Origin of the sequence: Metapseudomonas otitidis, from assembly GCF_900111835.1 — a bacterium.
GTDB lineage: Bacteria > Pseudomonadota > Gammaproteobacteria > Pseudomonadales > Pseudomonadaceae > Metapseudomonas > Metapseudomonas otitidis.
Genome location: NZ_FOJP01000025.1, coordinates 20,580 through 44,728 on the forward strand (window position 1 = coordinate 20,580; position 24,149 = coordinate 44,728).

General features: G+C 68.7%; 23 protein-coding genes. 19 read left to right on the forward strand and 4 right to left on the reverse strand.

Annotated elements, in window-relative coordinates:
• Window positions 1-24: 24 nt before the first annotated feature.
• The 5 genes from BM198_RS26290 (at window position 25) to BM198_RS26310 (ending at window position 4,321) form a co-directional block, all read left to right on the forward strand.
• Window positions 25-1,674 carry a histidine kinase N-terminal 7TM domain-containing diguanylate cyclase gene (locus BM198_RS26290; RefSeq protein WP_074973617.1) on the forward strand — a complete coding sequence of 550 codons (1,650 nt, stop codon included), beginning with the start codon at window positions 25-27 and terminating at the stop codon, window positions 1,672-1,674.
• Window positions 1,675-1,832: 158 nt separating this feature from the next.
• Window positions 1,833-2,843 carry a class 1 fructose-bisphosphatase gene (locus BM198_RS26295; protein ID WP_074973619.1) on the forward strand — a complete coding sequence of 337 codons (1,011 nt, stop codon included), beginning with the start codon at window positions 1,833-1,835 and terminating at the stop codon, window positions 2,841-2,843.
• Window positions 2,844-2,846: 3 nt separating this feature from the next.
• The gene (locus tag BM198_RS26300; protein ID WP_074973621.1) at window positions 2,847-3,446 is read left to right on the forward strand and encodes a DUF924 family protein; all 600 of its coding nucleotides are present in this window, start codon (window positions 2,847-2,849) and stop codon (window positions 3,444-3,446) included.
• 69 nt (window positions 3,447-3,515) lie between these two features.
• Window positions 3,516-3,770: a lipoprotein gene (locus BM198_RS26305; RefSeq protein ID WP_044405457.1), complete on the forward strand. Its 255-nt coding sequence runs from the start codon at window positions 3,516-3,518 to the stop codon at window positions 3,768-3,770.
• Window positions 3,770-4,321, forward strand: coding sequence for a lipocalin family protein (locus BM198_RS26310; protein ID WP_074973709.1), 552 nt, complete (start codon window positions 3,770-3,772; stop codon window positions 4,319-4,321). Before BM198_RS26305 ends, BM198_RS26310 begins: the two co-directional genes overlap by 1 nt.
• A 16-nt stretch (window positions 4,322-4,337) precedes the next feature.
• Here BM198_RS26310 and BM198_RS26315 read toward each other — a convergent pair whose 3' ends face one another.
• Complete coding sequence (locus BM198_RS26315; RefSeq protein ID WP_074973622.1) at window positions 4,338-5,696, reverse strand: formimidoylglutamate deiminase; 1,359 nt, start codon at window positions 5,694-5,696, stop codon at window positions 4,338-4,340.
• A gap of 162 nt (window positions 5,697-5,858) precedes the next feature.
• Here BM198_RS26315 and hutC point away from each other — a divergent pair, with 162 nt between their 5' ends.
• The 9 genes from hutC (at window position 5,859) to BM198_RS26360 (ending at window position 16,353) form a co-directional block, all read left to right on the forward strand.
• The gene (gene hutC, locus BM198_RS26320; protein ID WP_069559931.1) at window positions 5,859-6,611 is read left to right on the forward strand and encodes a histidine utilization repressor; all 753 of its coding nucleotides are present in this window, start codon (window positions 5,859-5,861) and stop codon (window positions 6,609-6,611) included.
• The gene (locus BM198_RS26325; protein WP_074973625.1) at window positions 6,608-7,180 is read left to right on the forward strand and encodes a HutD/Ves family protein; all 573 of its coding nucleotides are present in this window, start codon (window positions 6,608-6,610) and stop codon (window positions 7,178-7,180) included. Before hutC ends, BM198_RS26325 begins: the two co-directional genes overlap by 4 nt.
• 318 nt (window positions 7,181-7,498) lie before the next feature.
• Window positions 7,499-8,824 (forward strand): YjiH family protein, encoded by a 1,326-nt coding sequence (locus BM198_RS26330; protein ID WP_074973627.1) that lies wholly within the window; start codon window positions 7,499-7,501, stop codon window positions 8,822-8,824.
• A 38-nt stretch (window positions 8,825-8,862) separates the two neighbouring features.
• Window positions 8,863-10,533 carry a urocanate hydratase gene (gene hutU / locus BM198_RS26335; RefSeq protein ID WP_074973629.1) on the forward strand — a complete coding sequence of 557 codons (1,671 nt, stop codon included), beginning with the start codon at window positions 8,863-8,865 and terminating at the stop codon, window positions 10,531-10,533.
• 6 nt (window positions 10,534-10,539) lie between these two features.
• Complete coding sequence (gene hutH / locus BM198_RS26340) at window positions 10,540-12,072, forward strand: histidine ammonia-lyase (RefSeq protein ID WP_074973631.1); 1,533 nt, start codon at window positions 10,540-10,542, stop codon at window positions 12,070-12,072.
• Window positions 12,073-12,148: 76 nt separating this feature from the next.
• Window positions 12,149-13,543, forward strand: a complete 1,395-nt coding sequence (locus BM198_RS26345) for an amino acid permease (RefSeq protein ID WP_074973633.1) — start codon at window positions 12,149-12,151, stop codon at window positions 13,541-13,543.
• A gap of 87 nt (window positions 13,544-13,630) precedes the next feature.
• Complete coding sequence (gene hutI / locus BM198_RS26350; protein ID WP_074973635.1) at window positions 13,631-14,839, forward strand: imidazolonepropionase; 1,209 nt, start codon at window positions 13,631-13,633, stop codon at window positions 14,837-14,839.
• The gene (gene hutG, locus BM198_RS26355; RefSeq protein ID WP_074973639.1) at window positions 14,832-15,635 is read left to right on the forward strand and encodes an N-formylglutamate deformylase; all 804 of its coding nucleotides are present in this window, start codon (window positions 14,832-14,834) and stop codon (window positions 15,633-15,635) included. The genes hutI and hutG overlap by 8 nt, the downstream gene beginning before the upstream one ends.
• Window positions 15,636-15,816: 181 nt before the next feature.
• Complete coding sequence (locus BM198_RS26360; protein WP_044405485.1) at window positions 15,817-16,353, forward strand: REP-associated tyrosine transposase; 537 nt, start codon at window positions 15,817-15,819, stop codon at window positions 16,351-16,353.
• 139 nt (window positions 16,354-16,492) lie between these two features.
• Here BM198_RS26360 and BM198_RS26365 read toward each other — a convergent pair whose 3' ends face one another.
• Window positions 16,493-16,924 (reverse strand): hypothetical protein, encoded by a 432-nt coding sequence (locus BM198_RS26365; RefSeq protein ID WP_074973641.1) that lies wholly within the window; start codon window positions 16,922-16,924, stop codon window positions 16,493-16,495.
• Between the two features lie 95 nt (window positions 16,925-17,019).
• Here BM198_RS26365 and pip point away from each other — a divergent pair, with 95 nt between their 5' ends.
• The 5 genes from pip to BM198_RS26390 all read left to right on the forward strand — a co-directional run bounded on the left by pip (window position 17,020) and on the right by BM198_RS26390 (window position 21,164).
• Window positions 17,020-17,994, forward strand: coding sequence for a prolyl aminopeptidase (gene pip / locus BM198_RS26370; protein WP_044405487.1), 975 nt, complete (start codon window positions 17,020-17,022; stop codon window positions 17,992-17,994).
• On the forward strand, window positions 17,994-18,431 hold the full coding sequence (gene dtd / locus BM198_RS26375) for a D-aminoacyl-tRNA deacylase (protein WP_044405489.1): 438 nt from the start codon (window positions 17,994-17,996) through the stop codon (window positions 18,429-18,431). Before pip ends, dtd begins: the two co-directional genes overlap by 1 nt.
• A gap of 157 nt (window positions 18,432-18,588) precedes the next feature.
• Window positions 18,589-19,380: a transporter substrate-binding domain-containing protein gene (locus BM198_RS26380; protein ID WP_074973643.1), complete on the forward strand. Its 792-nt coding sequence runs from the start codon at window positions 18,589-18,591 to the stop codon at window positions 19,378-19,380.
• 94 nt (window positions 19,381-19,474) lie between these two features.
• Complete coding sequence (locus BM198_RS26385; protein ID WP_074973645.1) at window positions 19,475-20,437, forward strand: amino acid ABC transporter permease; 963 nt, start codon at window positions 19,475-19,477, stop codon at window positions 20,435-20,437.
• Window positions 20,430-21,164: an amino acid ABC transporter ATP-binding protein gene (locus tag BM198_RS26390; RefSeq protein ID WP_044405493.1), complete on the forward strand. Its 735-nt coding sequence runs from the start codon at window positions 20,430-20,432 to the stop codon at window positions 21,162-21,164. Before BM198_RS26385 ends, BM198_RS26390 begins: the two co-directional genes overlap by 8 nt.
• Window positions 21,165-21,559: 395 nt before the next feature.
• Here the strand turns inward: BM198_RS26390 and BM198_RS26395 are convergent, their stop codons facing one another.
• On the reverse strand, window positions 21,560-21,982 hold the full coding sequence (locus BM198_RS26395) for a UPF0158 family protein (RefSeq protein ID WP_069565327.1): 423 nt from the start codon (window positions 21,980-21,982) through the stop codon (window positions 21,560-21,562).
• Window positions 21,983-22,037: 55 nt separating this feature from the next.
• Window positions 22,038-23,978: a HAMP domain-containing methyl-accepting chemotaxis protein gene (locus tag BM198_RS26400; RefSeq protein ID WP_074973647.1), complete on the reverse strand. Its 1,941-nt coding sequence runs from the start codon at window positions 23,976-23,978 to the stop codon at window positions 22,038-22,040.
• Between the last annotated feature and the right edge of the window lie 171 nt (window positions 23,979-24,149).

The following is a 24,149-nucleotide window of genomic DNA, read 5'->3' on the forward strand; positions in this document are numbered from 1 at the left end:
CGCTCGCCCGTTGGAAGCGTGTCGGTGAGCCTGTGTTCGATCCCGGGCTGGAGCCTCACGCCGCCGGTGCTGTTCACCGGTGTGGTGGCGGTCGGGGTCATCCTGCTGGCGCGCTGGGTCGGTCGGCAGCGTTACTTCCCCGGCCGCGCCAGCTTCATCCTCATGCACCTGGGCATCCTCTGGTGGCTGGGTGCCGCCGGCCTGGAGCTGGCTGCCGAGGGCGCCTCGTGCAAGGTGTTGTGGGCCACCATGGCCTGGCCGGGCATTGTCGGGGTGCCGACGCTCTGGGCGGTGTTTCTCTGGCAGTACGTCAACAGCATCCGTGAGCCCCTGTCTCCACGTCGCTACCTGGCCCTGTCCATCGCGCCGCTGCTGGCCTGGGCGCTGGCGGCCAGCAACCCCTGGCACCAGGCCTTCTACGGGCCGGGCACGGCGCCGCTGAGCGACCTGCCCGGTGCGCCGGTGCGTTACGAGCACGGGGTGCTGTTCCACGGCGTGGCGGTCTACGTCTACCTGCAGATGCTGTTCTGCCTCTACGTGGTGGCGCGCGCGGTGCTGGCCAGCCACGGCCTGCACCGCCGGCACTACCTGGCGTTCGTCTTCGTCACCTGCGTGCCCTGGGTGGCCAATGCGTCCTACGTGATCTTCGGCTGGACCCTGTTCGGGTTCGATCCGACGCCCTTCAGCTTCGCCTTCACCCTGGCGGCGTTCTCCTGGCTGATCGTCGGTGTGCGCCTGTTCGACCTGATGCCGGTGGCGCGCCACCTGCTGCTGGAGGAACTGCCCGACCCGGTGCTGGTGGTGGATGCCAAGGGCCGTGTCATCGAGGCCAACCCGGCAGCCCTGCGCCTGGCCGGTCTGCGCGGTGGCTGGCAGGGCCGGGTGCTGGCGGAGTGGCCGGTGGTCGGCCAGCCGCTGCAGGCGCTGTTGCAGGAGTCGGGCAACCTGGAGGCGATGCTCACCCTGGAGGCGCCGGAGCGCTACTTCGAGGTGCGCTGCCGGGCCATCGAGCGGCTGACCCGCACCGGCAACCACGTGCTGGGGCGGATGATCTACCTGCGCGACGTCACCGCGCGGCATTGCAGCGAGCTGCAGCTGGCCGAGGCCCTGGCCACCAGCGAGGAGCGCCTGCGGACCATCTCCAGCCTTCACGAACAGTTGCGCCAGCAGGCCCTGCGCGACCCGCTCACCGGCCTCTACAACCGCCGCTACCTCAGTGAGTTCTTCGAGCGCGAGATGGCCCGTGGCCTGCGCGAGCAGAGCCCGATCGCCCTGGCGCTGATCGACCTGGACCACTTCAAGCAGCTCAACGACCGTCATGGCCACCTGGTGGGGGACGACGTGCTCAAGGGCGTCGCCGGCTACCTGGAGTGCAGCCTGCGCAGCTCGGACGCGGTGTTCCGCTTCGGCGGCGAGGAGTTCCTGCTGGTGATGCCCGGGGCCGATGCCCACGAGGCGGCCGAACGCCTGGAGGCGATCCGCCGTGAATTGGCCACCACCGCCCTGGTGACCCGCAACGGCGAGCTGCGGGTGACCCTGTCCGCCGGCCTGGCGGTCTGGCCGGGCCAGGGGCAGGGCCTCGACGAGCTGCTGCAGATCGCCGATGCCGCCCTCTACGAGGCCAAGCGCAACGGCCGCAACCGCGTCTGCAGCCTGGCGAGCCTTTCGTCCTGAGCCGTCACTGAACCTGTGCGCCCGTGTCGCGTCTGATCCTTCGGCGCCGCTTCGTCAGGGCCCTGCCTGCCGTCCGCCGTGTCGCCTGGCGTGAAGCAATGCGCCGCGAGTCGCGCTAAACTGCGCGCGTTTTTTCCCATTCCATCCGGAGCCAATTCATGTCCCGCGTTACCCTCAGTCGCTATCTGATCGAGCAGACCCGTAGCCACAACACCCCTGCCGATCTGCGCTTCCTCATCGAGGTGGTGGCGCGTGCGTGCAAGGAGATCAGCCACGCGGTGTCCAAGGGTGCGCTGGGTGGCGTGCTGGGCAGCATGGGCACCGAGAACGTCCAGGGCGAAGTGCAGAAGAAGCTCGACGTGCTCTCCAACGAAATCCTGCTGGAAGCCAACGAATGGGGCGGCCACCTGGCCGGCATGGCCTCCGAGGAAATGGACAACGCCTACCAGATCCCCGGCAAGTACCCCAAGGGCGCGTACCTGCTGGTATTCGACCCGCTGGACGGCTCCTCCAACATCGACGTCAACGTCTCGGTCGGCACCATCTTCTCGGTGCTGCGCTGCCCGGATAAGTACCTCTCGCAGAATGACAGCCTGAACGAACAGGCCTTCCTCCAGCCCGGCACCCAGCAGGTCGCCGCCGGCTACGCCATCTATGGCCCGCAGACCATGCTCATGCTGACCCTGGGCGACGGCGTGAAGGGCTTCACCCTGGACCGCGAGCTGGGCTCCTTCGTGCTCACCCACGACAACATCCGCGTGCCGGAAACCACCGCCGAGTTCGCCATCAACATGTCCAACCAGCGCCACTGGGAAGCCCCGGTGAGCCGCTACGTGGGCGAGATGCTGGCCGGCAAGGAAGGCCCGCTGGGCAAGAACTACAACATGCGCTGGATCGCCTCCATGGTGGCCGACGTGCACCGCATCCTGACCCGTGGCGGCGTGTTCATGTACCCCTGGGACGCCCGTGAGCCGGAGAAGCCCGGCAAGCTGCGGCTGATGTACGAAGCCAACCCGATGTCCTTCATCATCGAGCAGGCCGGCGGCGCCGCCACCAACGGTCGCCAGCGCATCCTCGACCTCCAGCCCGAGTCCCTGCACCAGCGTGTGCCGGTGTTCCTGGGCTCCAAGGAAGAAGTGGCCCGGGTCACCGGCTACCACCTGGAGTAACCCATGCAGCCCTGGCAGCCGCTGCTGGACTGGTGGTTCGGGCCCGAGGCCCCGGCCAGCGAGGTGGTGGCGAGCCGCCAGGGCCTGTGGTTCGGCAAGCGTGACAGCCAGGACCGCGAGGCCAGGGAGCGCTTCGGCCCGCGGGTGGAGCAGGCCCTGGCCGGCGGCCTCGCCGAGTGGGGCCAGTGCCCGGACGGCTGGCTGGCCCGGCTGCTGTTGCTGGACCAGTTGCCGCGCATGATCTTCCGCGACCAGCCCCGCGCCTTTGCCGGCGATGCCCTGGCCCGCGAGCAGGTCCGCGACGGCCTGGCGCAGGCGTGGGACCGGCAGCTCCCGCCGATCCGCCGCGTCTTCGCCTACCTGGTGCTGGAGCACGCCGAGGACCTGGCCCTGCAGGACGAGGCCGTGCAGCGCTTCGCCGCCCTGCGGGATACGCTGCCCGAGGCCGAGCGCGGCCCCTTCGACAGCTACCTGGACTACGCCGAGCGGCACCGCGCGGTGATCGCCCGCTTCGGTCGCTTTCCCCACCGCAACGCCATCCTGTCGCGCGCCTCCACCGAGGCGGAGCTGCGTTTCCTCGAGGAACCCGGCTCGCGCTTCTGAATCCAATGGGCATCCGCCGCCTCGCTGTGCCAAGCTTTGCGGCGTTCCTACCCCTGAACGGAGTCATCCATGCGCCTGCGTATCCTCGCCCTGCTGTCCGTCTGCGTCGCACTCGCCGCGTGCAACAAGATCAACCAGGAGAACTACTCCAAGATCAAGGCCGGCATGGCCAAGACCGAGGTGGAGCAACTGATCGGCGAACCCACCGAATGCTCCGGCGCGGTCGGCCTCACCAGTTGCACCTGGGGTGACCAGCAGACCTTCATCAGCATCCAGTTCGCCGCCGACAAGGTGGTGATGTACCAGGGCAAGGGGCTGAAATGATGCGCCGAGCCCTGTTTGCTGCCGCCCTGCTGCTGGCCGGCTGTGCCGGCACCGGCAGCCCGGCGGAACCGCCGCGCACCGCCGGGCAGGTGGACCTGCAGCGCTACCAGGGCACCTGGTACGAGCTGGCGCGCCTGCCGATGTTCTTCCAGCGCAACTGCGCCCAGTCCGAGGCCCACTACAGCCTGGAAGGCGAGGGCCGTGTCGGCGTGCTCAACCGCTGCCGCACCCCCGAGGGCGAGTGGCAGGAGGCACGCGGCTATGCCGTGCCCCAGGTGGAGGGGCAGACCGACAAACTCTGGGTGCGCTTCGACAACGTCTTCACCCGGATCTTCCCGAACCTCGCCAAGGGTGACTACTGGGTGCTCTACCTGGACGAGGGCTACACCACCGCGCTGGTGGGCAACCCGAACCGCGAATACCTGTGGATGCTCTCGCGCACCCCGGTGGTTTCGGAGAAGACCCGCGCGCGCCTGGTGCGCCTGGCCCAGTCCCAGGGCTACGACACCGACCGGCTGATCTGGCGCACACCCGACAGCCAGATGCCCTGACCCCGGCGGCGGGCCGTCAGCCCAGGACGGTCCGCAGCACCTCGGCGAAGGCCCAGGCCGTCGCTTCCTCGGCAGGGTGGTGGCCGTTGCGCACCACCCAGCGCCCGCCCACCATCACATCCCGCACCTGACGGTCGCCGCCGGCGAACAGCCAGCGGTTGAGCAGCGCATCCCCCTCGGCGGTGGCCAGGTAGGGGTCGGTGCCGTCCAGCACGATCCAGTCGGCCCGGCTGCCCACGGCCAGCGCCCCCACCGGTTGGCCCAGGGCCTGGGCGCCGCCGGCCAGGGCCGCGTCGAACAGGGTGCGACCCACCTGGGGCTGCTCCGGGCGATACAGGCGATTGCGCCGCTGGTCACGCAGGCGCTGGCCGTATTCCAGCCAGCGCAGTTCCTCCACCACGCTCACCGACACATGGCTGTCGGAGCCGATGCCCAGGCGCCCGCCCCGGGCGAGGAAGTCCACCGCCGGGAAGATCCCGTCGCCCAGGTTGGCCTCGGTGGTCAGGCACAGACCCGCCACCGCACCGCTGCGGGCCATGGCCTGCACCTCATCGTCTTCGGCATGGGTGGCGTGCACCAGGCACCAGCGCGGGTCCACCGGCGCGTTCTCGTACAGCCACTGCAAGGGACGACGACCGCTCCAGGCCAGGCAGTCGTCCACCTCCTTCTGCTGCTCGGCGATGTGGATGTGGATCGGCCGGGCCCCGTCTTCGGCGGCCAGCACCGTGGCCAGTTGGTCGGGCGTCACCGCCCGCAGGGAGTGGAAGCACAGCCCCAGCCCCTGGTCCGCCGGCAGTGCCTCGCGCAGGCGCTGTTGCAGGGCCAGGTAGCTGTCGGTGCTGTGGATGAAACGGCGCTGGCCCTCGTTGGGCGGCAGGCCGCCGAAGCCGGCGTGGCTGTAGAGCACCGGCAGCAGGGTCAGGCCGATGCCGCTGTCGCGGGCGGCGCGGCTGATGCACAGTGCCAGCTCCGCAGGGTCGGCATAGGGACGGCCGGCTGGGTCGTGGTGCACGTAGTGGAACTCGGCCACGGCGGTGTAGCCGGCCTTGAGCATCTCAACGTAGAGCTGGCGGGCGATCACCTCCATCTGCTCGGGGCTGAGGCGGCCTACCAGGCGGTACATCAGCTCACGCCAGGTCCAGAAGCTGTCATTGGGGTTGCCCGCCACCTCGGCCAGGCCGGCCATGGCCCGCTGGAAGGCGTGGGAGTGCAGGTTGGGCATGCCCGGCAGCACCGGCCCGTGGAGCCGCTCGGCGCCCTCGGAACCGGCATCGGGGAGGACCTGTTCAAGCAGGCCGGAAGCCCCGACCTCGAAGCGGACATTACGTGCCCAGCCCGAGGGCAGGAGGGCTCGTTCAGCGTGGAAGGCAGGCATGGCGCGGGCTCCCGGTGAGTGGTCTTATTTGTATATACATATACAGACGTTGTAGGGCGCCGTAAACTTGCGCCTGTCCGTGCTTGTCCGCCGGTGTCGAATCCGGTACATGCCGGTAGCGGGTGCCTGCCTGGTGCCTGCCGTTTCCACAAGGAGATTCCCGTGTCCCCATCGCCCTCCGCGCCGTCCTCCCTGGCCGCCCAGATCGGTGACGCCCCCGCGCCGCTGTACGCCCGGGTGAAGCAGATGATCACCCAGCAGATCCAGTCCGGCGCCTGGCCGCCGCACTACCGGGTGCCATCGGAGAGCGAGCTGGTGAGCGAGCTGGGCTTCAGCCGCATGACCATCAACCGCGCCCTGCGCGAGCTGACCGCCGATGGCCTGCTGGTGCGCATGCAGGGCGTGGGCACTTTCGTCGCCGAGCCCAAGGGCCAGGCCGCGCTGTTCGAGGTGCACAACATCGCCGAGGAGATCGCCGCCCGTGGTCACCGCCACCACTGCGTGGTGGTCAGCCTGCAGGAAGAGCAGGCCGGCCCCGAGCGCGCCCTGGCGCTGGACCTGCGCGAAGGCCAGCGGGTGTTCCACTCGCGCATCGTGCACTTCGAGAACGACGTGCCGGTGCAGATCGAGGACCGCTACGTGAACCCCGCCGTGGCACCCGACTACCTGGCCCAGGATTTCACCCGCCAGACGCCCCACGCCTACCTGTCCCAGATCGCCCCACTCACCGAGGGCGAGCACGTGGTGGAGGCCATCCTCGCCGACGCCGACGAGTGCCGCCTGCTGCAGATCGAACGGGGCGAGCCCTGCCTGCTGATCCGCCGCCGCACCTGGTCCGGGCGCAACACCGTCACCAGCGCCCGCCTGCTGTACCCCGGCTCGCGTTACCGCCTCGAAGGACGCTTCGGCTCATGAACCGCATCCGCCTGCTCAAGGCAACCGACTACCCGCGCATGCCGTGGAAGAACGGCGCCGGCTCCACCCTGGAGATCCTCCGGGATGCCGGGGACGGCCTCGACGGCTTCGGCTGGCGCCTGTCCATCGCCGATGTCGGCCAGTCCGGCCCGTTTTCCGCCTTCACCGGCTACCAGCGCGTCATCACCGTGCTGGAAGGTGCCGGCATGCGCCTGACCGTGGACGGCCAGCCTTCCCGCGACCTGGGCCCGCTGGATGCCTTCGCCTTCGACGGCGGGGCGGCCGTGGACTGCACCCTCATCGACGGGCCGGTCCGCGACTTCAACCTCATCTACGCCCCCGCGCGCTACGCCGCCCGCTTGCAGTGGCTGCGCCTCGACGGGCCGCAGTCGCTGTTCAGCGATGCCGACCACCTGCTGCTGTTCGCCGCCGAAGCAGGCGCTGGCCTCCAGGGCGGCCCGCTGCTGGAACGCCATGACTGCCTGCACCTTGAGCGCTCGGGCGGCCTGTCCGAGGTCCGTCTCGAGGGGGCCGGCACCCTCTGCCTGATCGAGCTGCTGGCGCGCTGAGGCGCGCCCGACCTTCCCTGCGTTCCCCACGCTGCTCGCCTTTACCGGGCACCCCCGTCTGTCTGCCTCCCACTGTTACCGAACGCCTCAACGGTGTGCGGTGCTGCTCCCGAATGATGCGCCGCTGCCCCAGGTAGCGGTCGGATCGGCTGCCTCCCAGCAAACCGTAGGTGCCTGCCCGGGCCAGGAAATCCGGCGCTTCTCGCCGTCATGCAGGCGCAGCGGAGCGGGTTGGTCCCTGAATTGCATATGCTTGTATGTACAAGTAGATACGTGTCTGTTCCTGAGCCCTGAACAATCTGTAACCGGAGACGCGCGATGCCTGGCAACCTTTCAGCGACTGCACAGCCGAACCGCACCCTGGCACTCGTCCGCCTGCTGGGCTACAGCGCCATCGGCCTCGTGCTGTTCTTCGTTCCGTTCGAGATCGCCGGCCGTTCCACCATCCTGATCGACCACGCCGCCTCGGCCCTGCAGGTGCACGCGCGCCCGCTGGTCATCGGCCTGGCGTTGCTCTTCATGCTCTACGGCGCCATCGAGCCCTGGCGCAGCGGGCGCTGGCGCCAGGGCGTCACCCACCTGGTGTTCAGCGTCCTCAAGGGCGTCGGCTTGCTGGTCGGCGTCGCCTACCTGTTCCAGGTGGGGCCCGCCGCCGTCTATGAGCCGGGCATGCTGCCGTTCCTCTTCGACAAGCTGGTGCTGAGCCTGGCCCTGATCGTGCCGCTGGGGGCCCTGGCGCTGGTGTTCCTCATCGGCTTCGGCCTGCTGGAGCTGGTGGGCGTGCTGATGCAGCCGGTGATGCGTCCCATCTGGCGGACCCCGGGCAAGTCGGCCATCGACGCCGTGGCCTCCTTCGTCGGCAGCTACTCCGTCGGACTGCTGATCACCGACCGCATGTACCAGCAGGGCCACTACAGCGTGCGTGAGGCCGCCATCATCGCTACCGGGTTCTCCACGGTGTCGGCGCCCTTCATGGTGATCATCGCCAAGACCCTCGGCCTGATGGGGCAATGGAACCTCTACTTCTGGGGCGCCATGCTGGTGACCTTCGCCGTGACCGCCGTCAGCGCGCGGATCTATCCGCTGTCGCGGCTGCCGTCCGAGGGCCGGGCCGAACCGCCGCTGGCACCCGGTGCCAGCCGCCTGGCCAGTGCCTGGCGCGCCGGGCTGGAACAGGCGGCCCAGGCCCCGACGCTGGCATCGGCCCTGCGGGAAACCTTCGTCGATGGCCTGCGCATGACCGCCGCCATCCTGCCCAGCATCCTCGCCGTCGGGCTCCTCGGGTTGCTGGCCGCCCGCTACACGCCGCTGTTCGACGCCGTCGGCCTGCTGCTCTATCCCGTCACCTGGCTGCTGGGCCTGGGCGAGCCGATGGTGGTGGCCCGCGCCCTCGCCGCCGGCCTGGCCGAGATGTTCCTGCCGGCGATGCTGCTCAAGGACGCCGACGTGCTGGTGCGCTTCGTCACCGCCATCGTGTCCGTCAGCAGCGTGCTGTTCCTGTCCGCCTCGATCCCCTGCGTGCTGGCCACGCGGATCCCGCTCCGCCTGCGGGACCTGCTGCTGGTCTGGCTGCAGCGCACCCTTCTCAGCCTGGTGTTCAGCGTGCCGCTGGCCTACCTGGCGCAATTCCTGGGCTGGCTGTGAGCCGCCCGAACATCCATCCACCTTCGCTGGAGACTGCCATGACCAAGTACCGCGACATCGAGATCCGCGCCCCGCGCGGCACCACCCTCAACGCCCGGAGCTGGCTCACCGAAGCCCCGCTGCGCATGTTGATGAACAACCTCGACCCCGAGGTGGCGGAGAACCCGAAGGAGCTGGTGGTGTACGGCGGCATCGGCCGCGCCGCGCGCAACTGGGAATGCTTCGACGCCATCGTCGACAGCCTGAAGAAGCTCGGCGACGACGAGACCCTGCTGGTGCAGTCCGGCAAGCCGGTGGGGGTGTTCCGCACCCACGCCGACGCCCCCCGCGTGCTGATCGCCAACTCCAACCTGGTGCCGCACTGGGCCACCTGGGAGCACTTCAACGAACTGGATGCCAAGGGCCTGGCCATGTACGGCCAGATGACCGCCGGCAGCTGGATCTACATCGGCAGCCAGGGCATCGTCCAGGGCACCTATGAAACCTTCGTCGAGGCCGGCCGCCAGCACTACAACGGCGACCTCAAGGGCCGCTGGGTGCTCACCGCCGGCCTGGGCGGCATGGGCGGCGCCCAGCCCCTGGCCGCGACCCTGGCCGGGGCCTGCTCGCTGAACATCGAGTGCCAGCAGAGCCGCATCGACTTCCGCCTGAAGACCCGCTACGTGGACGAGCAGGCCAAGGACCTCGATGACGCCCTGGCACGCATCGCCCGCTACACCGCCGAAGGCAAGGCCATCTCCATCGCCCTGCACGGCAACGCCGCCGAAATCCTCCCGGAGCTGGTGCGCCGAGGCGTGCGCCCGGACATGGTCACCGACCAGACCAGCGCCCACGACCCGCTCAACGGCTACCTGCCCGCCGGCTGGACCTGGGAGCAGTACCGCGACCGCGCGCAGACCGACCCGGCCGGCGTGGTCAAGGCCGCCAAGCAGTCCATGGCCTTGCACGTGCGCGCCATGCTCGACTTCCAGAAGCAGGGCATCCCCACCTTCGACTACGGCAACAACATCCGCCAGATGGCCCAGGACGAGGGCGTGACCAATGCCTTCGACTTCCCCGGCTTCGTCCCGGCCTACATCCGCCCGCTGTTCTGCCGGGGCATCGGCCCGTTCCGCTGGGCCGCGCTCTCCGGTGACCCGCAGGACATCTACAAGACCGACGCCAAGGTGAAGGAGCTGATCCCCGACGACACCCACCTGCACCGCTGGCTGGACATGGCCCGCGAGCGCATCGCCTTCCAGGGCCTGCCGGCGCGTATCTGCTGGGTCGGCCTGGGCCTGCGCGCCAAGCTGGGCCTGGCCTTCAACGAAATGGTGCGCTCGGGCGAACTGTCCGCACCGGTGGTGATCGGCCGCGACCACCTGGACTCCGGCTCGGTGGCCAGCCCCAACCGTGAGACCGAAGCCATGGCCGACGGCTCCGACGCCGTCTCCGACTGGCCGCTGCTCAACGCCTTGCTCAACACCGCCAGCGGCGCCACCTGGGTGTCGCTGCACCATGGCGGCGGCGTGGGCATGGGCTTCTCCCAGCACTCCGGCGTGGTGATCGTCTGCGACGGCACCGACGCCGCTGCCGCGCGCATCGCCCGCGTGCTGACCAACGACCCGGCCACCGGCGTCATGCGCCATGCCGATGCTGGCTACGCTGTGGCCATCGATTGCGCCCGCGAGCAGGGCCTGAACCTGCCCATGATCGGCAAGGGGGAATAAGCCGAAATGAATGCCTTGCACCTCACTCCCGGCCACCTGACCCTGGCCCAGCTGCGCGCCGCCTTCCAGCAGCCCCAGCGCATCACCCTCGACGCCTCGGCCGATGCGCCCATCGCCGCCAGCGTCGGCTGCGTCGAAGCGATCATCGCCGAGGGCCGCACCGCCTACGGCATCAACACCGGGTTCGGCCTGCTGGCCTCCACCCGTATCGCCCCCCATGACCTGGAGAAGCTGCAGCGCTCCCTGGTGCTGTCCCACGCCGCCGGTGTCGGCGAGGCGCTGGACGACGCTATGGTGCGGCTGATCATGCTGCTCAAGGTCAACAGCCTGGCGCGCGGCTTCTCCGGTATCCGCCGCACGGTGATCGACGCCCTGGTAGCGCTGCTCAACGCCGAGGTCTATCCGCACATCCCGCTCAAGGGCTCGGTCGGTGCCTCCGGTGACCTGGCGCCGCTGGCGCATATGTCCCTGGTGCTGCTCGGCGAGAGCCGCGCCCGCCACAAGGGCCAGTGGCTGCCCGCCCGCGAAGCCCTGGCCATCGCCGGGCTGGAGCCGCTGACCCTGGCCGCCAAGGAAGGGCTGGCGCTGCTCAACGGCACCCAGGCGTCCACCGCCTACGCCCTGCGCGGGCTGTTCGAGGCTGAGGACCTGTTCGCCGCTGCCACCGTCTGCGGCAGCCTCAGTGTCGAGGCCATGCTCGGCTCGCGAGCACCGTTCGACGCGCGCATTCATGCCGCCCGTGGCCAGCGCGGCCAGGTGGACGTGGCGGCGGCGTACCGCGAACTGCTCACCGCCAGCAGCGAGATCGCCCGCTCCCACGAGAAGTGCGACAAGGTCCAGGACCCGTATTCCCTGCGCTGCCAGCCCCAGGTCATGGGCGCCTGCCTGACCCAGCTGCGCCAGGCCGCCGAGGTGCTGGAGATCGAAGCCAACGCGGTTTCCGACAACCCCCTGGTGTTCGCGGAGGAGGGCGACGTGGTGTCCGGCGGCAACTTCCACGCCGAGCCGGTGGCCATGGCCGCCGACAACCTGGCCCTGGCCATTGCCGAGATAGGCTCGCTGTCCGAGCGGCGCATCTCGCTGATGATGGACATGCACATGTCCCAGCTGCCGCCCTTCCTGGTGGAGAACGGTGGGGTCAACTCGGGCTTCATGATCGCCCAGGTCACCGCCGCCGCCCTGGCCAGCGACAACAAGGCCCTGGCCCATCCCCACAGCGTCGACAGCCTGCCCACCTCGGCCAACCAGGAGGACCACGTGTCCATGGCGCCGAACGCCGGCAAGCGCCTCTGGGCCATGGCCGAGAACGTGCGCGGCATCCTCGCCATCGAGTGGCTGGGGGCCTGCCAGGGGCTGGACTTCCGCACCGGCCTGAAAACCTCGCCGAAGCTGGAGCAGGCCCGCACCACCCTGCGCCAGCAGGTGCCCTACTACCAGGAGGACCGCTTCTTCGCCCCCGACATCGAGGCCGCCAGCGACCTGCTGGCCAGCGGTTGCCTCAACGCCCTGGTGCCAGCCGGCCTGCTGCCGAGCTTCTGAGCCCCTTCGCCGCCCCGGTCCCGGGGCGGCTCCATGCCTGCCTCTGCATGACAAGAACAATCAGGAGAGCAATGGAATGACCACGTCACACTCTTCCCTCCAGCGAGGCCTGAGCGCCCGCCACATCCGCTTCATCGCCCTGGGCTCGGCCATCGGCACCGGCCTGTTCTACGGCTCCGCCTCGGCCATCCAGATGGCCGGCCCTTCCGTGCTGCTGGCCTACCTGGTGGCCGGTGTCGCGGTGTACATGGTGATGCGCGCCCTCGGCGAAATGGCCGTGCGCAACCCCACGCCCGGCGCCTTCGCCGAATACGCCAGCACCTACATCGGTCCGCTGGCCGGGTTCATCACCGGCTGGACCTATGCGTTCGAGATGGTGATCGTCTGCCTCGCCGACGTGACCGCCTTCGGCATCTACATGGGGTTCTGGTTTCCCGACGTGCCCCGCTGGATCTGGGTGTTGTCGATCATCTGCTTCATCGGCGCGCTGAACCTGTGCACGGTGAAGGTCTTCGGTGAGCTGGAGTTCTGGCTGTCGCTGATCAAGGTCGGGGCCATCGTCGCCATGATCCTCGGCGGCTTCGGCATCATGCTCTACGGTTTCGGCCTGGAGACCGGCCATGCCGGCACCGGTCTCGAGAACCTCTGGCAGCACGGCGGTTTCATGCCCCATGGTTTCGGTGGCCTGGTGGCCTCCCTGGCCGTGGTGGTGTTCGCCTTCGGCGGCATCGAGATCATCGGCGTGACCGCTGCCGAAGCCCGCGACCCGCAGAAGGTCATCCCCCGTGCGGTGAACGCGGTGCCGGTGCGCATCCTGCTGTTCTACGTGCTGACCCTGTTCGTGCTCATGGCGATCTTCCCCTGGCCGCAGATCGGCACCCAGGGCAGTCCCTTCGTGCAGATCTTCGACGGGCTGGGCATCGGCTCGGCCGCCATGATCCTCAACCTGGTGGTGATCTCCGCCGCCGTGTCGGCCATCAACAGCGACGTATTCGGCGCTGGTCGCATGCTCTATGGACTGGCGCTGCAAGGCCAGGCGCCGTCCGGCTTCGCCCGGGTCTCGCGCCATGGCGTGCCCTGGCTGACCGTGGTGGTGATGGCCGGCGCACTGCTGATCGGCGTGGTGCTGAACTACCTGATCCCGGAGCGGGTGTTCCTGCTGATCGCCTCCATCGCCACCTTCGCCACCGTCTGGGTCTGGCTGATGATCCTCGTTTCCCAGGTGGCCATGCGTCGGCGCATGAGCCCGGCCGAACAGCAGGCATTGGCGTTCAAGGTGCCGTTCTGGCCGGTGGGACCGGTCCTGGCCATCGCCTTCATGCTGTTCATCTTCGCCGTGCTGGGCTGGTTCCCGAAGACCCAGATGGCGCTGTTGGTGGGGCTGGTGTGGATTGCACTGCTGGTGCTCGCCTACTGGCTCTGGGTGCGTCCGTCGGGCCGCGAGCCCGAGCCGCTCGCCGAACTGCCTTGAACCCCGTGCCGCCCGCAATGCGGGCGGCCTCATCCATGGAGGATCCATGACCCTCGCCCATTCCAGCCATGCAAAGGGCCCACGATCATGAAGACGCTCTGGCACAACGCCCACATCGCCACCCTGCGGGACGGGCGCTACTCCATCATCGAGCACGGCGCGCTGCTCACCGAAGGCGCGCTGATCCGCTGGGTCGGCCCGCTGGCCGAGGCCCCGGATACCGGCGATGCCAGGCGGGTCGACCTCGGTGGCGCCTGGGTCACCCCGGGGTTGATCGACTGCCACACCCACCTGGTGTTCGGTGGTGACCGCAGCGCCGAGTTCGAGCAGCGCCTGGAGGGCGTCAGCTACGCCGAGATCGCCGCCCGGGGCGGTGGCATCGCCAGCACCGTGCGCGCCACCCGCGAGGCCAGCGAGGACGAACTGCTGGCCAGCGCGGTGACACGCGCCCGGCATCTGCTGCGAGACGGCGTCACCACCCTGGAGGTGAAGTCCGGCTACGGGCTGGACCTGGCCAGCGAGCGCAAGATGCTGCGGGTCGCCCGGCGCCTGGGCGAGGTGCTGCCGGTGACGGTGAAGACCACCTGTCTCGCCGCCCACGCCTTGCCGCCGGAATACGCCGGCCGCGCCGACGACTACATCGAGTTAGTCTGCACCGAGATCCTGCCGGCACTGGCCGCCGAGGGCCTGGTGGATGCGGTGGATGCCTTCTGCGAGCACCTGGCCTTCTCCCCGGCCCAGGTCGAGCGGGTGTTCCAGGTCGCGCGCGGACTGGGGTTGCCGGTGAAGCTGCACGCCGAACAGCTGTCGTCCCTGCATGGTTCCAGCCTGGCGGCGCGCTACGACGCCCTGTCGGCGGACCACCTGGAATACATGACCGAGGACGACGCCATCGCCATGGCCGATGCCGGCACCGTCGCCGTGCTGCTGCCGGGCGCCTTCTACCTGCTGCGCGAGACCCAGCTGCCGCCCATCGACGCCCTGCGTCGCCACGGCGTGACCATGGCGGTGGCCAGCGACCTCAACCCCGGTACCTCGCCGGCGCTGTCCCTGCGGCTGATGCTCAACATGGCCTGCACCGCGTTCCGCCTGACCCCGGAAGAGGCCCTGGCCGGCGTCACCCTAAACGCCGCCCGCGCCCTGGGCCTGGCCGAGCGCTGCGGCAGCCTGGAAGCAGGCAAGCTCGCCGACTTCGTCGCCTGGGACATCCAGCGCCCGGCGGAGCTGGCCTATTGGCTCGGCGGCACCTTGCCCAACCGGGTGGTGCGCCACGGACAGGAGATCGACCTTGGATAACGTCCTCGACTTCACCCCCGGCCGCGTGCCGCTGCTGATCAGCATGCCGCACCCCGGCACCCGCCTGACCCCGGCGGTGGAGGCCGGCCTGAGCGATGCCGCGCGCTCGCTGATCGACACCGACTGGCACATCCCGCTGCTCTACGATTTCGCCGCCGAGCTGGGGGCCGCGACCCTGGCGGCGCGCTACTCGCGCTACGTCATCGACCTCAACCGCCCGGCGGACGACGCGCCGCTCTACGCCACCGCCACCACCGGCCTGTTCCCCGACGTGATGTTCGACGGCCAGCCGCTGTTCCGTGAAGGCGCGGCACCGTCCGCCGAAGAGCGCGCCGGCTACCTGGAACGCATCTGGACGCCGTACCACGGGCGCATCGCCGAGGAGCTGGCGCGGCTGAAGCGCGAGTTCGGTTATGCGCTGCTGTTCGACGCCCACTCCATCCGCGCCTTCATCCCCCGCCTGTTCGACGGCCACCTGCCGGACTTCAACCTCGGCACCAACGCCGGCGCCAGCTGCGACCCGGGCCTGGCCGATGCGCTGGTCAGCGTCTGCGCCCGCGCCGAGGGCTACAGCCATGTGCTCAACGGCCGCTTCAAGGGCGGCCACATCACCCGCCACTACGGCCAGCCGGCCCAGCACATCCATGCCGTGCAACTGGAGCTGGCCCAGCGCACCTACATGAACGAAGAGGCACCTTTCGCCTTCCGCGAAGACCTTGCCGTCCCCACCCGCAAGGTCATCCGCCAGCTGCTGCTGGCGATGCTCGCCTGGGGGCGGGAGCGCTATGGGCGATAGACCCTGCACCAGGTAGCCCGGGCTTCAGCCCGGGGAGGGGCGGGCACCTTCCACCTTTCCCGGGCTGAAGCCCGGGCTACGACGGATGCAGACGCTTCGGCGGGCCGTTCGGCCTCGAGCCGACAGAGCGCGGGTGGTCACCCTGCAAGGCTCTCCGGCCCCCTATCCGGACGTGCCATTCATGGTGATGTATCGACGAGCCCGCCAAGCCGGGGGCTGCTACTTCCTTACCCTGGCGCTGGCAGATCGGCGAAGCGATCTGCTCGTGCGCCATGTCGATCTGTTGCGCGAAGCGATTCGCCAGGCCCGCTCGCGACGGAGCTTTCGCCTCGATGCGATCGTTGTGCTGCCCGAGCACCTGCACATGGTGATGAGCCTGCCCGAAGGGGACGATGACTTCTCAAGCCGCATTGCGTCGATGAAGGCGGCCTTCGTCCGGGCGTTGCGTGCGCAGGGGCATCCCGTGAGACCCAACGCCAAGCGTGAGGCCGGGCTGTGGCAGCCTCGCTTCTGGGAGCACTTGCTACGGGACGAGAGGGATTTCGCTGCCCATGTCGACTACATCCACATCAATCCGCTCAAGCACGGCCTGGTCACACGGGTCGCCGACTGGCCGCATTCGAGTTTCCACCGTTACGTGCGGGAGGGCCTGTTACCGGCGGATTGGGCCGGGGGCGAGGAGAGCCGCATCACCGGAGCAGGCGAACGGCGTGCATAGCCAGGAGTGTTGTGTGAGGTGCACGGACTCCCGGGCTGAAGCCCGGGCTACGGGGGCGCTCCCTTGTGCCGGTGGTGCAGGCTGGGAGCTGGTGTAGCCCGGACTTCAGTCCGGGAGGAGCGAGGCACAACGGCCGGGATCACTCCCAACTGAGGCGGGCGAGCTTCCAGTCGCCGTCGTCCCGCCACCATTCGAGCTTCACGGCGTATTGGCGGGCGGCGTCGGGGATGAGGCCTTCGGCGCCGGTGAGGGCGACGCGGGCGTCGGTGTGGCCCTTCTCGCGGTAGGTGGGGTCGAGGCGGCTGTCCTGGCTCAGGGCGATAATCGCGATGTTCTTGTGGCGCATGAACAGCAGCGCCATGGTGCGCCGTGCCCATTCACGGTCGTTGCCATCGGCGGTGGTGAACTGCGGGTGCAGCTGCTTCATCACCGCGCCGGTGTCCTTCGCTTCCAGGTTGGCCTGCAGGGCCTTGACCGCTGCCTCCAGCTCGGCGGCCGGGTCTTCGCGGCCGCAACCGGCGAGCAGGGCCAGGAACAGTACGATCGGTAGGGTGAACAGCCTCGCTGACATATTCGAACTCCATTTCCCTCGTTTATGATGCCGGGCACATTAGGCGGCGGATGTCCCGGGGGGCATTGGCCTAGAGCACAGAATCGGAGCCCAGCATGCTGACTTTGTATCCGGAAATTAAGCCCTACGCCCGCCACGAACTGGCTGTGGACGAACCGCATGTGCTCTACATCGACGAGAGCGGCACCCCCGACGGCCTGCCGGTGGTGTTCATCCACGGCGGCCCGGGCGCCGGCTGCGATGCCCTGAGCCGGCGCTTCTTCGACCCGACCCTGTACCGCATCGTCACCTTCGACCAACGTGGCTGTGGACGCTCAACCCCCCACGCCAGCCTGGAGAACAACACCACCTGGGACCTGGTCGCCGACCTCGAACGCATCCGCGAGCACCTGGGCATCGACCGTTGGGTGCTGTTCGGCGGCTCCTGGGGCTCCACCCTGTCGCTGGCCTACGCCCAGGCCCACCCGGACCGGGTGCGGGCACTGATCCTGCGGGGCATCTTCCTGTGCCGTCCCCAGGAACTGAAGTGGTTCTACCAGGAGGGCGCGAGCCGTCTGTTCCCCGACTACTGGGAGGACTACCTGGCACCGATCCCGGCGGACGAGCAGGACGACCTGATCCAGGCCTTCTACAAGCGCCTCATCGGCACCGACCAGATCGCCCAGATGCACGCGGCCAAAGCCTGGTCCACCTGGGAAGGCCGCACCGCCACCCTGCGCCCCAGCGCCTCGGTGGTGGAGCGCTTCAGCGAGCCGATGCGCGCGCTGTCCATCGCCCGCATCGAGTGCCACTACTTCGTCAACAACGCCTTCCTCGAACCCAACCAGCTGCTGCGCGACATGCCGCGCATCGCCCACCTGCCGGGGGTGATCGTGCACGGTCGCTATGACGCCATCTGCCCCCTGGAGAACGCCTGGGAGCTGCACAAGGCCTGGCCCAACAGCGAGCTGCAGATCGTCCGCGACGCCGGCCACGCTGCCTCCGAAGCGGGCATCACCGATGCCCTGCTGCGCGCCACGGACAGCATCGCCCGCCGCCTGCTGGACCTGCCGCCGGAAGAGGAAGCCTGATGAAGGCGCTGCTGCAACGGGTCTCCGCTGCCCGGGTGGACGTCGCCGGGGAGACCGTCGGCGCCATCGACCGCGGCCTGCTGGTGCTGGTGGGCGTCGAGCCCCAGGACACCGAGGCCAGCGCCGACAAGCTGCTGCACAAGCTGCTCAACTACCGCGTGTTCAGCGATGCCGAGGGGAAGATGAACCTGTCCCTCGGTGCCGTGGAGGGCGGCCTGCTGCTGGTCTCGCAGTTCACCCTGGCCGCCGACACCCGCAGCGGCCTGCGCCCGAGTTTCTCCAGCGCCGCGCCGCCGGCCCAGGGCGAGCGCCTGTTCGACTACCTGGTGGCGCGGGCCCGTGCCCAGCACGCCCAGGTCGCCACCGGGCGCTTCGGCGCCGACATGCAGGTGCACCTGGTCAACGACGGCCCGGTCACCTTCCTGCTGGAAAGCTGAGCCCGCTTCGCTCCGCGCCGCCTGTCCGATAGTGGCGTGCTTGTTGCTTCGGGTTGACTCGCCATCCACGGTCCGGGCGGTTAGGATTTCGCGCCATGCCCGTCGGGTCCGTGGGCGCCGCTTCACACAATAACGATCTGCCCTGTCAGGAGTAAGAATGAAGAAGCTTCTCGCATCCCTGTTGCTCTCCGCCTGCGCCTTCACCGGCCTGGCCCACGCCGGCGTCGTCGATGACGCGGTCAAGCGCGGCACCCTGCGGGTCGGCATGGACCCGACCTACATGCCCTTCGAAATGACCAACAAGCGCGGCGAAATCATCGGCTTCGAAGTGGACCTGCTCAAGGCCATGTCCAAGGCCATGGGCGTGAAGCTGGAGCTGGTGTCCACCAGCTACGACGGCATCATCCCGGCTCTGCTGACCGACAAGTTCGACATGATCGGCTCCGGCATGACCCTGACCCAGGAGCGCAACCTGCGCATCAACTTCTCCGAGCCCTTCATCGTGGTCGGCCAGACCCTGCTGATCCGCAAGGACCTGGAAGGCAAGATCAAGTCCTACAAGGACCTCAACGACGGCCAGTACCGCATCACCTCCAAGATCGGCACCACCGGCGAGATGGTCGCCAAGAAGCTGATCGCCAAGGCCCAGTACCACGGCTTCGACAACGAGCAGGAAGCGGTGATGGACGTGGTCAACGGCAAGGCCGATGCCTTCATCTACGACGCCCCCTACAACGTGGTTGCGGTGAACAAGGCCGGCGCCGGCAAGCTGGTGTACCTGGAAGAGCCCTTCACCTACGAGCCCCTGGCCTTCGGCCTGAAGAAGGGTGACTACGACAGCATCAACTGGATCAACAACTGGCTGCACCAGATCCAGAAGGACGGCACCTACGATCGCATCCATGCCAAGTGGTTCAAGAACACCGCCTGGCTGAAGGACATGGAATAACGGGACGCGCTCCCCGCTGTACGCGACAGGTCCGGCCCACGAGGCCGGACCTGTCTTTTTCGCCCCCCAGGCATCGCCATGAGCGAGACCCATCGTGACTAGAAAACACCGCCGTACCTGGCCCTGGCACCTGCTGACGGGCCTGATCCTGCTGGTGGTCGCCTACGGCCTCTGGTACTCCACCTCCCTGATTTCCTACGAGTGGCGCTGGAACCGGGTGCCGCAGTATTTCGCCTACCAGGCCGAAGAGGCCCAGCGCGCGGCCGACTACGCGCGGGTCGAGGCCATTGCCGAGGAAGGCGCCAACGCCCGGGTGACCCTGGTCACCGAGGGCGGCGAGGAGCAACAGCTGCAGGTGGCCAAGGACAGCCTGCAGGTCAGCCAGGGCGACGACCTCTCCGAAGGCGACGTGGTCGGCGTGACCCGCCACTGGGCCGCCGGCCCGCTGCTCTGGGGCCTCTGGACCACCCTGTGGATATCCGTGCTTTCCGGCGCGCTGGGGCTGGTGATCGGCCTTTTCACCGGGCTCTGCCGGCTGTCGCAGAACCCCACCCTGCGCGACCTCTCCACCGTGTACGTCGAGCTGGTGCGGGGCACCCCGCTGCTGGTGCAGATCTTCATCTTCTACTTCTTCATCGGCACCGTGCTGGACCTCTCCCGGGAGTTCGCCGGCGTCGCCGCCCTGGCGCTGTTCACCGGGGCCTACGTGGGCGAGATCGTCCGCGCCGGCGTGCAGTCCATCGCCCGTGGGCAGAACGAGGCCGCGCGTTCCCTCGGCCTCACCGGCGGCCAGTCGATGCGCTACGTGATCCTGCCCCAGGCGTTCAAGCGCGTGCTGCCGCCGCTGGCCGGGCAGTTCATCAGCCTGGTGAAGGACACTTCGCTGGTGTCGGTGATCGCCATCACCGAGCTGACCAAGAGCGGCCGCGAGGCGATCACCACCTCGTTCTCCACCTTCGAGATCTGGTTCTGCGTCGCCGCGTTGTACCTGGTCATCAACCTGCCGCTGTCGCAGATCGCCAACCGACTGGAGCGGAGGCTCGGGAAAAGTGATTGAAGTCCGCAACCTGATGAAAGTCTTCGACGCCCGTGGCCAGGAAGTGCGCGCCGTCGACGACGTGACCACCTCGGTCAAGCGCGGCGAGGTGGTGGTGGTGATCGGCCCCTCCGGCTCCGGCAAGTCCACCTTCCTGCGCTGCCTCAACGGCCTGGAGGAACTGGACGCGGGCTCGGTGAGCATCGACGGCGTCGACCTGGCCAACCCGAAGACCGATGTGAATGCCTACCGCCGCGAAGTCGGCATGGTGTTCCAGCACTTCAACCTGTTCCCGCATATGACCGTGCTGGAGAACCTGTGCCTGGCGCAGAAGGTGGTGCGCAAGCGCGGCAAGGCCGAGCGCGAGGAGAAGGCCCGGGCGCTGCTGGCCAAGGTGGGCATCGCCCAGAAGGCCGGCGAGTACCCCTCGCGCCTGTCCGGCGGCCAGCAGCAGCGCGTGGCCATTGCCCGGGCGCTGTGCATGGAGCCGAAGGTGATGCTGTTCGACGAGCCCACCTCGGCGCTGGACCCGGAGATGGTCGGCGAGGTGCTGGACGTGATGAAGCAACTGGCCCAGGAGGGCATGACCATGGTCTGCGTCACCCACGAGATGGGCTTCGCCCGCGAGGTGGCCGACCGGGTGCTGTTCTTCGACCATGGCAAGTTGCTGGAGGACGCGCCGCCGGCGCAGTTCTTCGACCAGCCCCGGGACCCGCGTGCGCAGGCGTTCCTCAGGCAGGTGCTGTAAGGGAATGGAAAGGGCCGCGATGCGGCCCTTTTTCTTTGGATTTGAGGGTGGCGCGCACACCGAAGTGATGGGGGCGCCTAAGGTGGGGCGGGGATGAGTGCCCCTTCAGGAGGCCGAGCGGAGTCGTCGTGGAAGGGGTTGAGCGACATGGATGTCGCGAGAGCGCTGCCGGGCCAGGGATGGCCCGTCAGCGCGTGCCCCTGGAACGATGATGCAGCGAGGGGAGTCCCGCGAAGCGGGACCCGTATGCTGGGGCGAGCCTTTTTGGTTTCTTTTTTGTGGGCGGCATCCCGACGACTGAAAAAAGAAACTCGCCAGGCAAGGCGAAACAGGGGACGTCCGCAGAACGCGAAAACCAGCCTGGGTTGACGTCTCGTGCGCACGCCAGATTCGGCTCAATGCAAAGGCACCGCCGCCTGCAATTCGTTGTCCTCCAGCCAGTCCTGCGCCAGTTCCCTCAGGCGGGCCGCTTCGAAGTGGTGCCAGGCTTCCAGCAGCACCGGGTATTCCATCAGCACGTGGCGGAAGGCACGGGCCGGTTTGCGGCCGGCCAGGGCCTGTTGCAGGGCGGTGTAGGCGTGGGGGTGGACGACTTCGTGGAGGAATTCCTCCATCAGCCGCAGCTCGTCTCCGTGGGTGAGGGGTTCCACCAGCAGGAAGCGCTCCGGCTCTTCGCGCAGGAGGGTTTCCAGCTGGGGGTCGGCATCCTCTTCGGGGATCAGCAGGACCTTGCCGGTGAGCAGGTCCAGGTAGTGGTCCAGGCCCTCGGTGGAGAGGGCGAAGGCCAGTTGGTCGAGGTCGATGGTCAGGGGGCGCATGGCTCGGGCCTCGGCAAGGGGGAAGGCCCGATCCTACGCCCTCCGGCGGGCGGTGTCAGACCCGGAAGCGCCCGACCATCTGTTGCAGTTCGTTGCCCAGGCGCGCCAGCTCCACGCTGGACGCGGCGGTCTGGTCGCTGGCGGCGGCGGTCTGCTCGGAGATGTCGCGCACGTTGAGGACGCTGCGGTTGATCTCTTCGGCCACGGCGCTCTGCTGCTCGGCGGCGGCGGCGATCTGCTGGTTCATCGACTGGATGGCCGAGACGGCGCCGGTGATGGAGGTCAGCGAGTCGCCGGCCTCGCGGGCCAGGCGCAGGGTGTCTTCGGTCAGCTCCAGGCTGCTTTCCATCATGCCGGCGGCCTGCTGGCTGCCGTTCTGCAGGCCGGCGATCAGCTCCTGGATTTCCTCGGTGGACTGCTGGGTGCGCTGGGCCAGGCCGCGCACTTCGTCGGCCACCACGGCGAAGCCGCGCCCGGCCTCGCCGGCGCGGGCGGCTTCGATGGCGGCGTTGAGGGCCAGCAGGTTGGTCTGGTCGGCGACGGTCTTGATCACGTCCAGCACGCTGCCGATCTTGTCGCTCTCGCGGCGCAGCTGCTGCACGGACTCGGTGGAGCGGCCCACTTCGGCGGCGAGGCGGTCCACCTGGCCGAGGGCCTGGCGCACCAGGCGGTCGCCCTGGGCGGCCTCGCGGTCGGCGGAGGCGGCGGCTTCGGAGGCCTGCTCGGCGTTGCGCGCCACGTCGTGGACGGTGGCGGCCATTTCGTTCATGGCGGTGGCGACCTGGTCGGTCTCGACCTTCTGCGCGTTCACGCCGGCGCTGGTCTGTTCGGTGACGGCGGAGAGTTCTTCAGCGGCGCTGGCGATCTGGGTGACGCCGTCGCCGATGCGCCCGATCAGCTGGCGCAGGTTGCCGGCCATGGCCTGCAGGGCGCGCTGCAGCTGGCCCAGTTCGTCCTGGCGATTGGCCTGCAGTTCGGCGCGCAGGTCACCGTCGGCGATGCGCGAGGCGAAGGCCAGCGCCTGGCGCAGCGGGTCGAGGATCTGCCGGCTGATGGACCAGGCGGCGAACACGGCGAGGCTGATGGCCAACAAGGTGGTGACGAGCAGTTGGCTGCGGGCGCTGGTGGCGTCGCTGCTGCGGGCCTTCACCTGCAGCTCGTAGATCCGGTTGCCCTGGTCGCGCATGGTCTCCGCGTGCTTGCCCATGGTGTCGATGGCGGTGCGGCTGGCCTCGACGCCCTGGCCGAACTGGCGCACGGCGCTGAGGTAGGCATCGAAGGAGGGGCGGGCACGGGCCAGGTAGTCGGCGAAGTCGCCGGTGGCCTGCTGCCTGAGTGCGTCGAGGTCGCGCTGCAACTGCGCCAGGGCGGCCTGGGCCGGTTGTTCGGATTCCGGGGTCTGCTGGAAGACGAAGCCACGCACCAGGTAGCGGATGGACAGCAGCTGCTGGTTGAGCCCGGTGATGGTGCGGGTTTCGTCCAGTAGTGCAGGGTTGGTCGGGTCGCGGGCGAGGTCGTCGAAGCGCCGTTTCTGCAGTTCGGCGAACTGGGCGAGTACGGCCTCGGCGGACTTGATCAGCACGGCACGGGCGGCGTTGCGGTCCTCCTGGGCGCGGATCAGGGCGGCGAGGGACTGGCGGTAGGCGTTGATCTCGCTGCGCAGTTGCTCCAGTCGGGTCCGGCCTTGGGCGGTGTGGGCGTCGGCCTCCAGGCGGTCGCTGATGGCGAGCATGGCGTCGATCAGCTGTTCGATGTTGCGGGCGTGCTGCAGGTCGCCGGTGCTGACGAACTGCAGGCGCTGGGCGCGGGCGTCCTTGATGGCGTTTTCCAGTTCGCTGACGGTGACCATCTGGTCGCTGCTGTCGATCATGCGGTCGATGCCGCGGATGCCGGTGAACATCACCGCCAGGGTGAGGAGCAGGACGAGGCCGAAGCCGAAGGCAAGTTTGCGGCCGACCCGCAGGTCGGCGAGCCGTTGTGTGCACCAGTGGTACATGGTTTCTCCCGGGAATGCGTAAGCCCGGCGGTGCGCGGGGCATCGCCGTGGCGGGTGAGGCGTCTGTTGGAGTTATTGGGAAAGGCGCTGCCGAGACGGCGGCCTGTGACGCGGGGGCGGGAGAGTAGCCGGCGCCCCGGGGCGCCGGCAAGAATATGGTGGCAGTTTGAT

Bases quoted from the DNA above. Each gene is read 5' to 3' on its own strand.
- BM198_RS26395 (WP_069565327.1), bottom strand. From the start codon at position 21,982: ATGCGCCCCCTGACCATCGACCTCGACCAACTGGCCTTCGCCCTCTCC.
- BM198_RS26325 (WP_074973625.1), top strand. From the start codon at position 6,608: ATGAACCGCATCCGCCTGCTCAAGGCAACCGACTACCCGCGCATGCCG.
- BM198_RS26310 (WP_074973709.1), top strand. From the start codon at position 3,770: ATGCGCCGAGCCCTGTTTGCTGCCGCCCTGCTGCTGGCCGGCTGTGCC.
- BM198_RS26360 (WP_044405485.1), top strand. From the start codon at position 15,817: ATGGTGATGTATCGACGAGCCCGCCAAGCCGGGGGCTGCTACTTCCTT.
- hutU (WP_074973629.1), top strand. From the start codon at position 8,863: ATGACCAAGTACCGCGACATCGAGATCCGCGCCCCGCGCGGCACCACC.
- BM198_RS26300 (WP_074973621.1), top strand. From the start codon at position 2,847: ATGCAGCCCTGGCAGCCGCTGCTGGACTGGTGGTTCGGGCCCGAGGCC.
- dtd (WP_044405489.1), top strand. From the start codon at position 17,994: ATGAAGGCGCTGCTGCAACGGGTCTCCGCTGCCCGGGTGGACGTCGCC.
- BM198_RS26315 (WP_074973622.1), bottom strand. From the start codon at position 5,696: ATGCCTGCCTTCCACGCTGAACGAGCCCTCCTGCCCTCGGGCTGGGCA.
- BM198_RS26380 (WP_074973643.1), top strand. From the start codon at position 18,589: ATGAAGAAGCTTCTCGCATCCCTGTTGCTCTCCGCCTGCGCCTTCACC.
- hutI (WP_074973635.1), top strand. From the start codon at position 13,631: ATGAAGACGCTCTGGCACAACGCCCACATCGCCACCCTGCGGGACGGG.
- BM198_RS26330 (WP_074973627.1), top strand. From the start codon at position 7,499: ATGCCTGGCAACCTTTCAGCGACTGCACAGCCGAACCGCACCCTGGCA.
- BM198_RS26305 (WP_044405457.1), top strand. From the start codon at position 3,516: ATGCGCCTGCGTATCCTCGCCCTGCTGTCCGTCTGCGTCGCACTCGCC.
- BM198_RS26400 (WP_074973647.1), bottom strand. From the start codon at position 23,978: ATGTACCACTGGTGCACACAACGGCTCGCCGACCTGCGGGTCGGCCGC.
- BM198_RS26345 (WP_074973633.1), top strand. From the start codon at position 12,149: ATGACCACGTCACACTCTTCCCTCCAGCGAGGCCTGAGCGCCCGCCAC.
- BM198_RS26295 (WP_074973619.1), top strand. From the start codon at position 1,833: ATGTCCCGCGTTACCCTCAGTCGCTATCTGATCGAGCAGACCCGTAGC.
- BM198_RS26365 (WP_074973641.1), bottom strand. From the start codon at position 16,924: ATGTCAGCGAGGCTGTTCACCCTACCGATCGTACTGTTCCTGGCCCTG.
- pip (WP_044405487.1), top strand. From the start codon at position 17,020: ATGCTGACTTTGTATCCGGAAATTAAGCCCTACGCCCGCCACGAACTG.
- hutH (WP_074973631.1), top strand. From the start codon at position 10,540: ATGAATGCCTTGCACCTCACTCCCGGCCACCTGACCCTGGCCCAGCTG.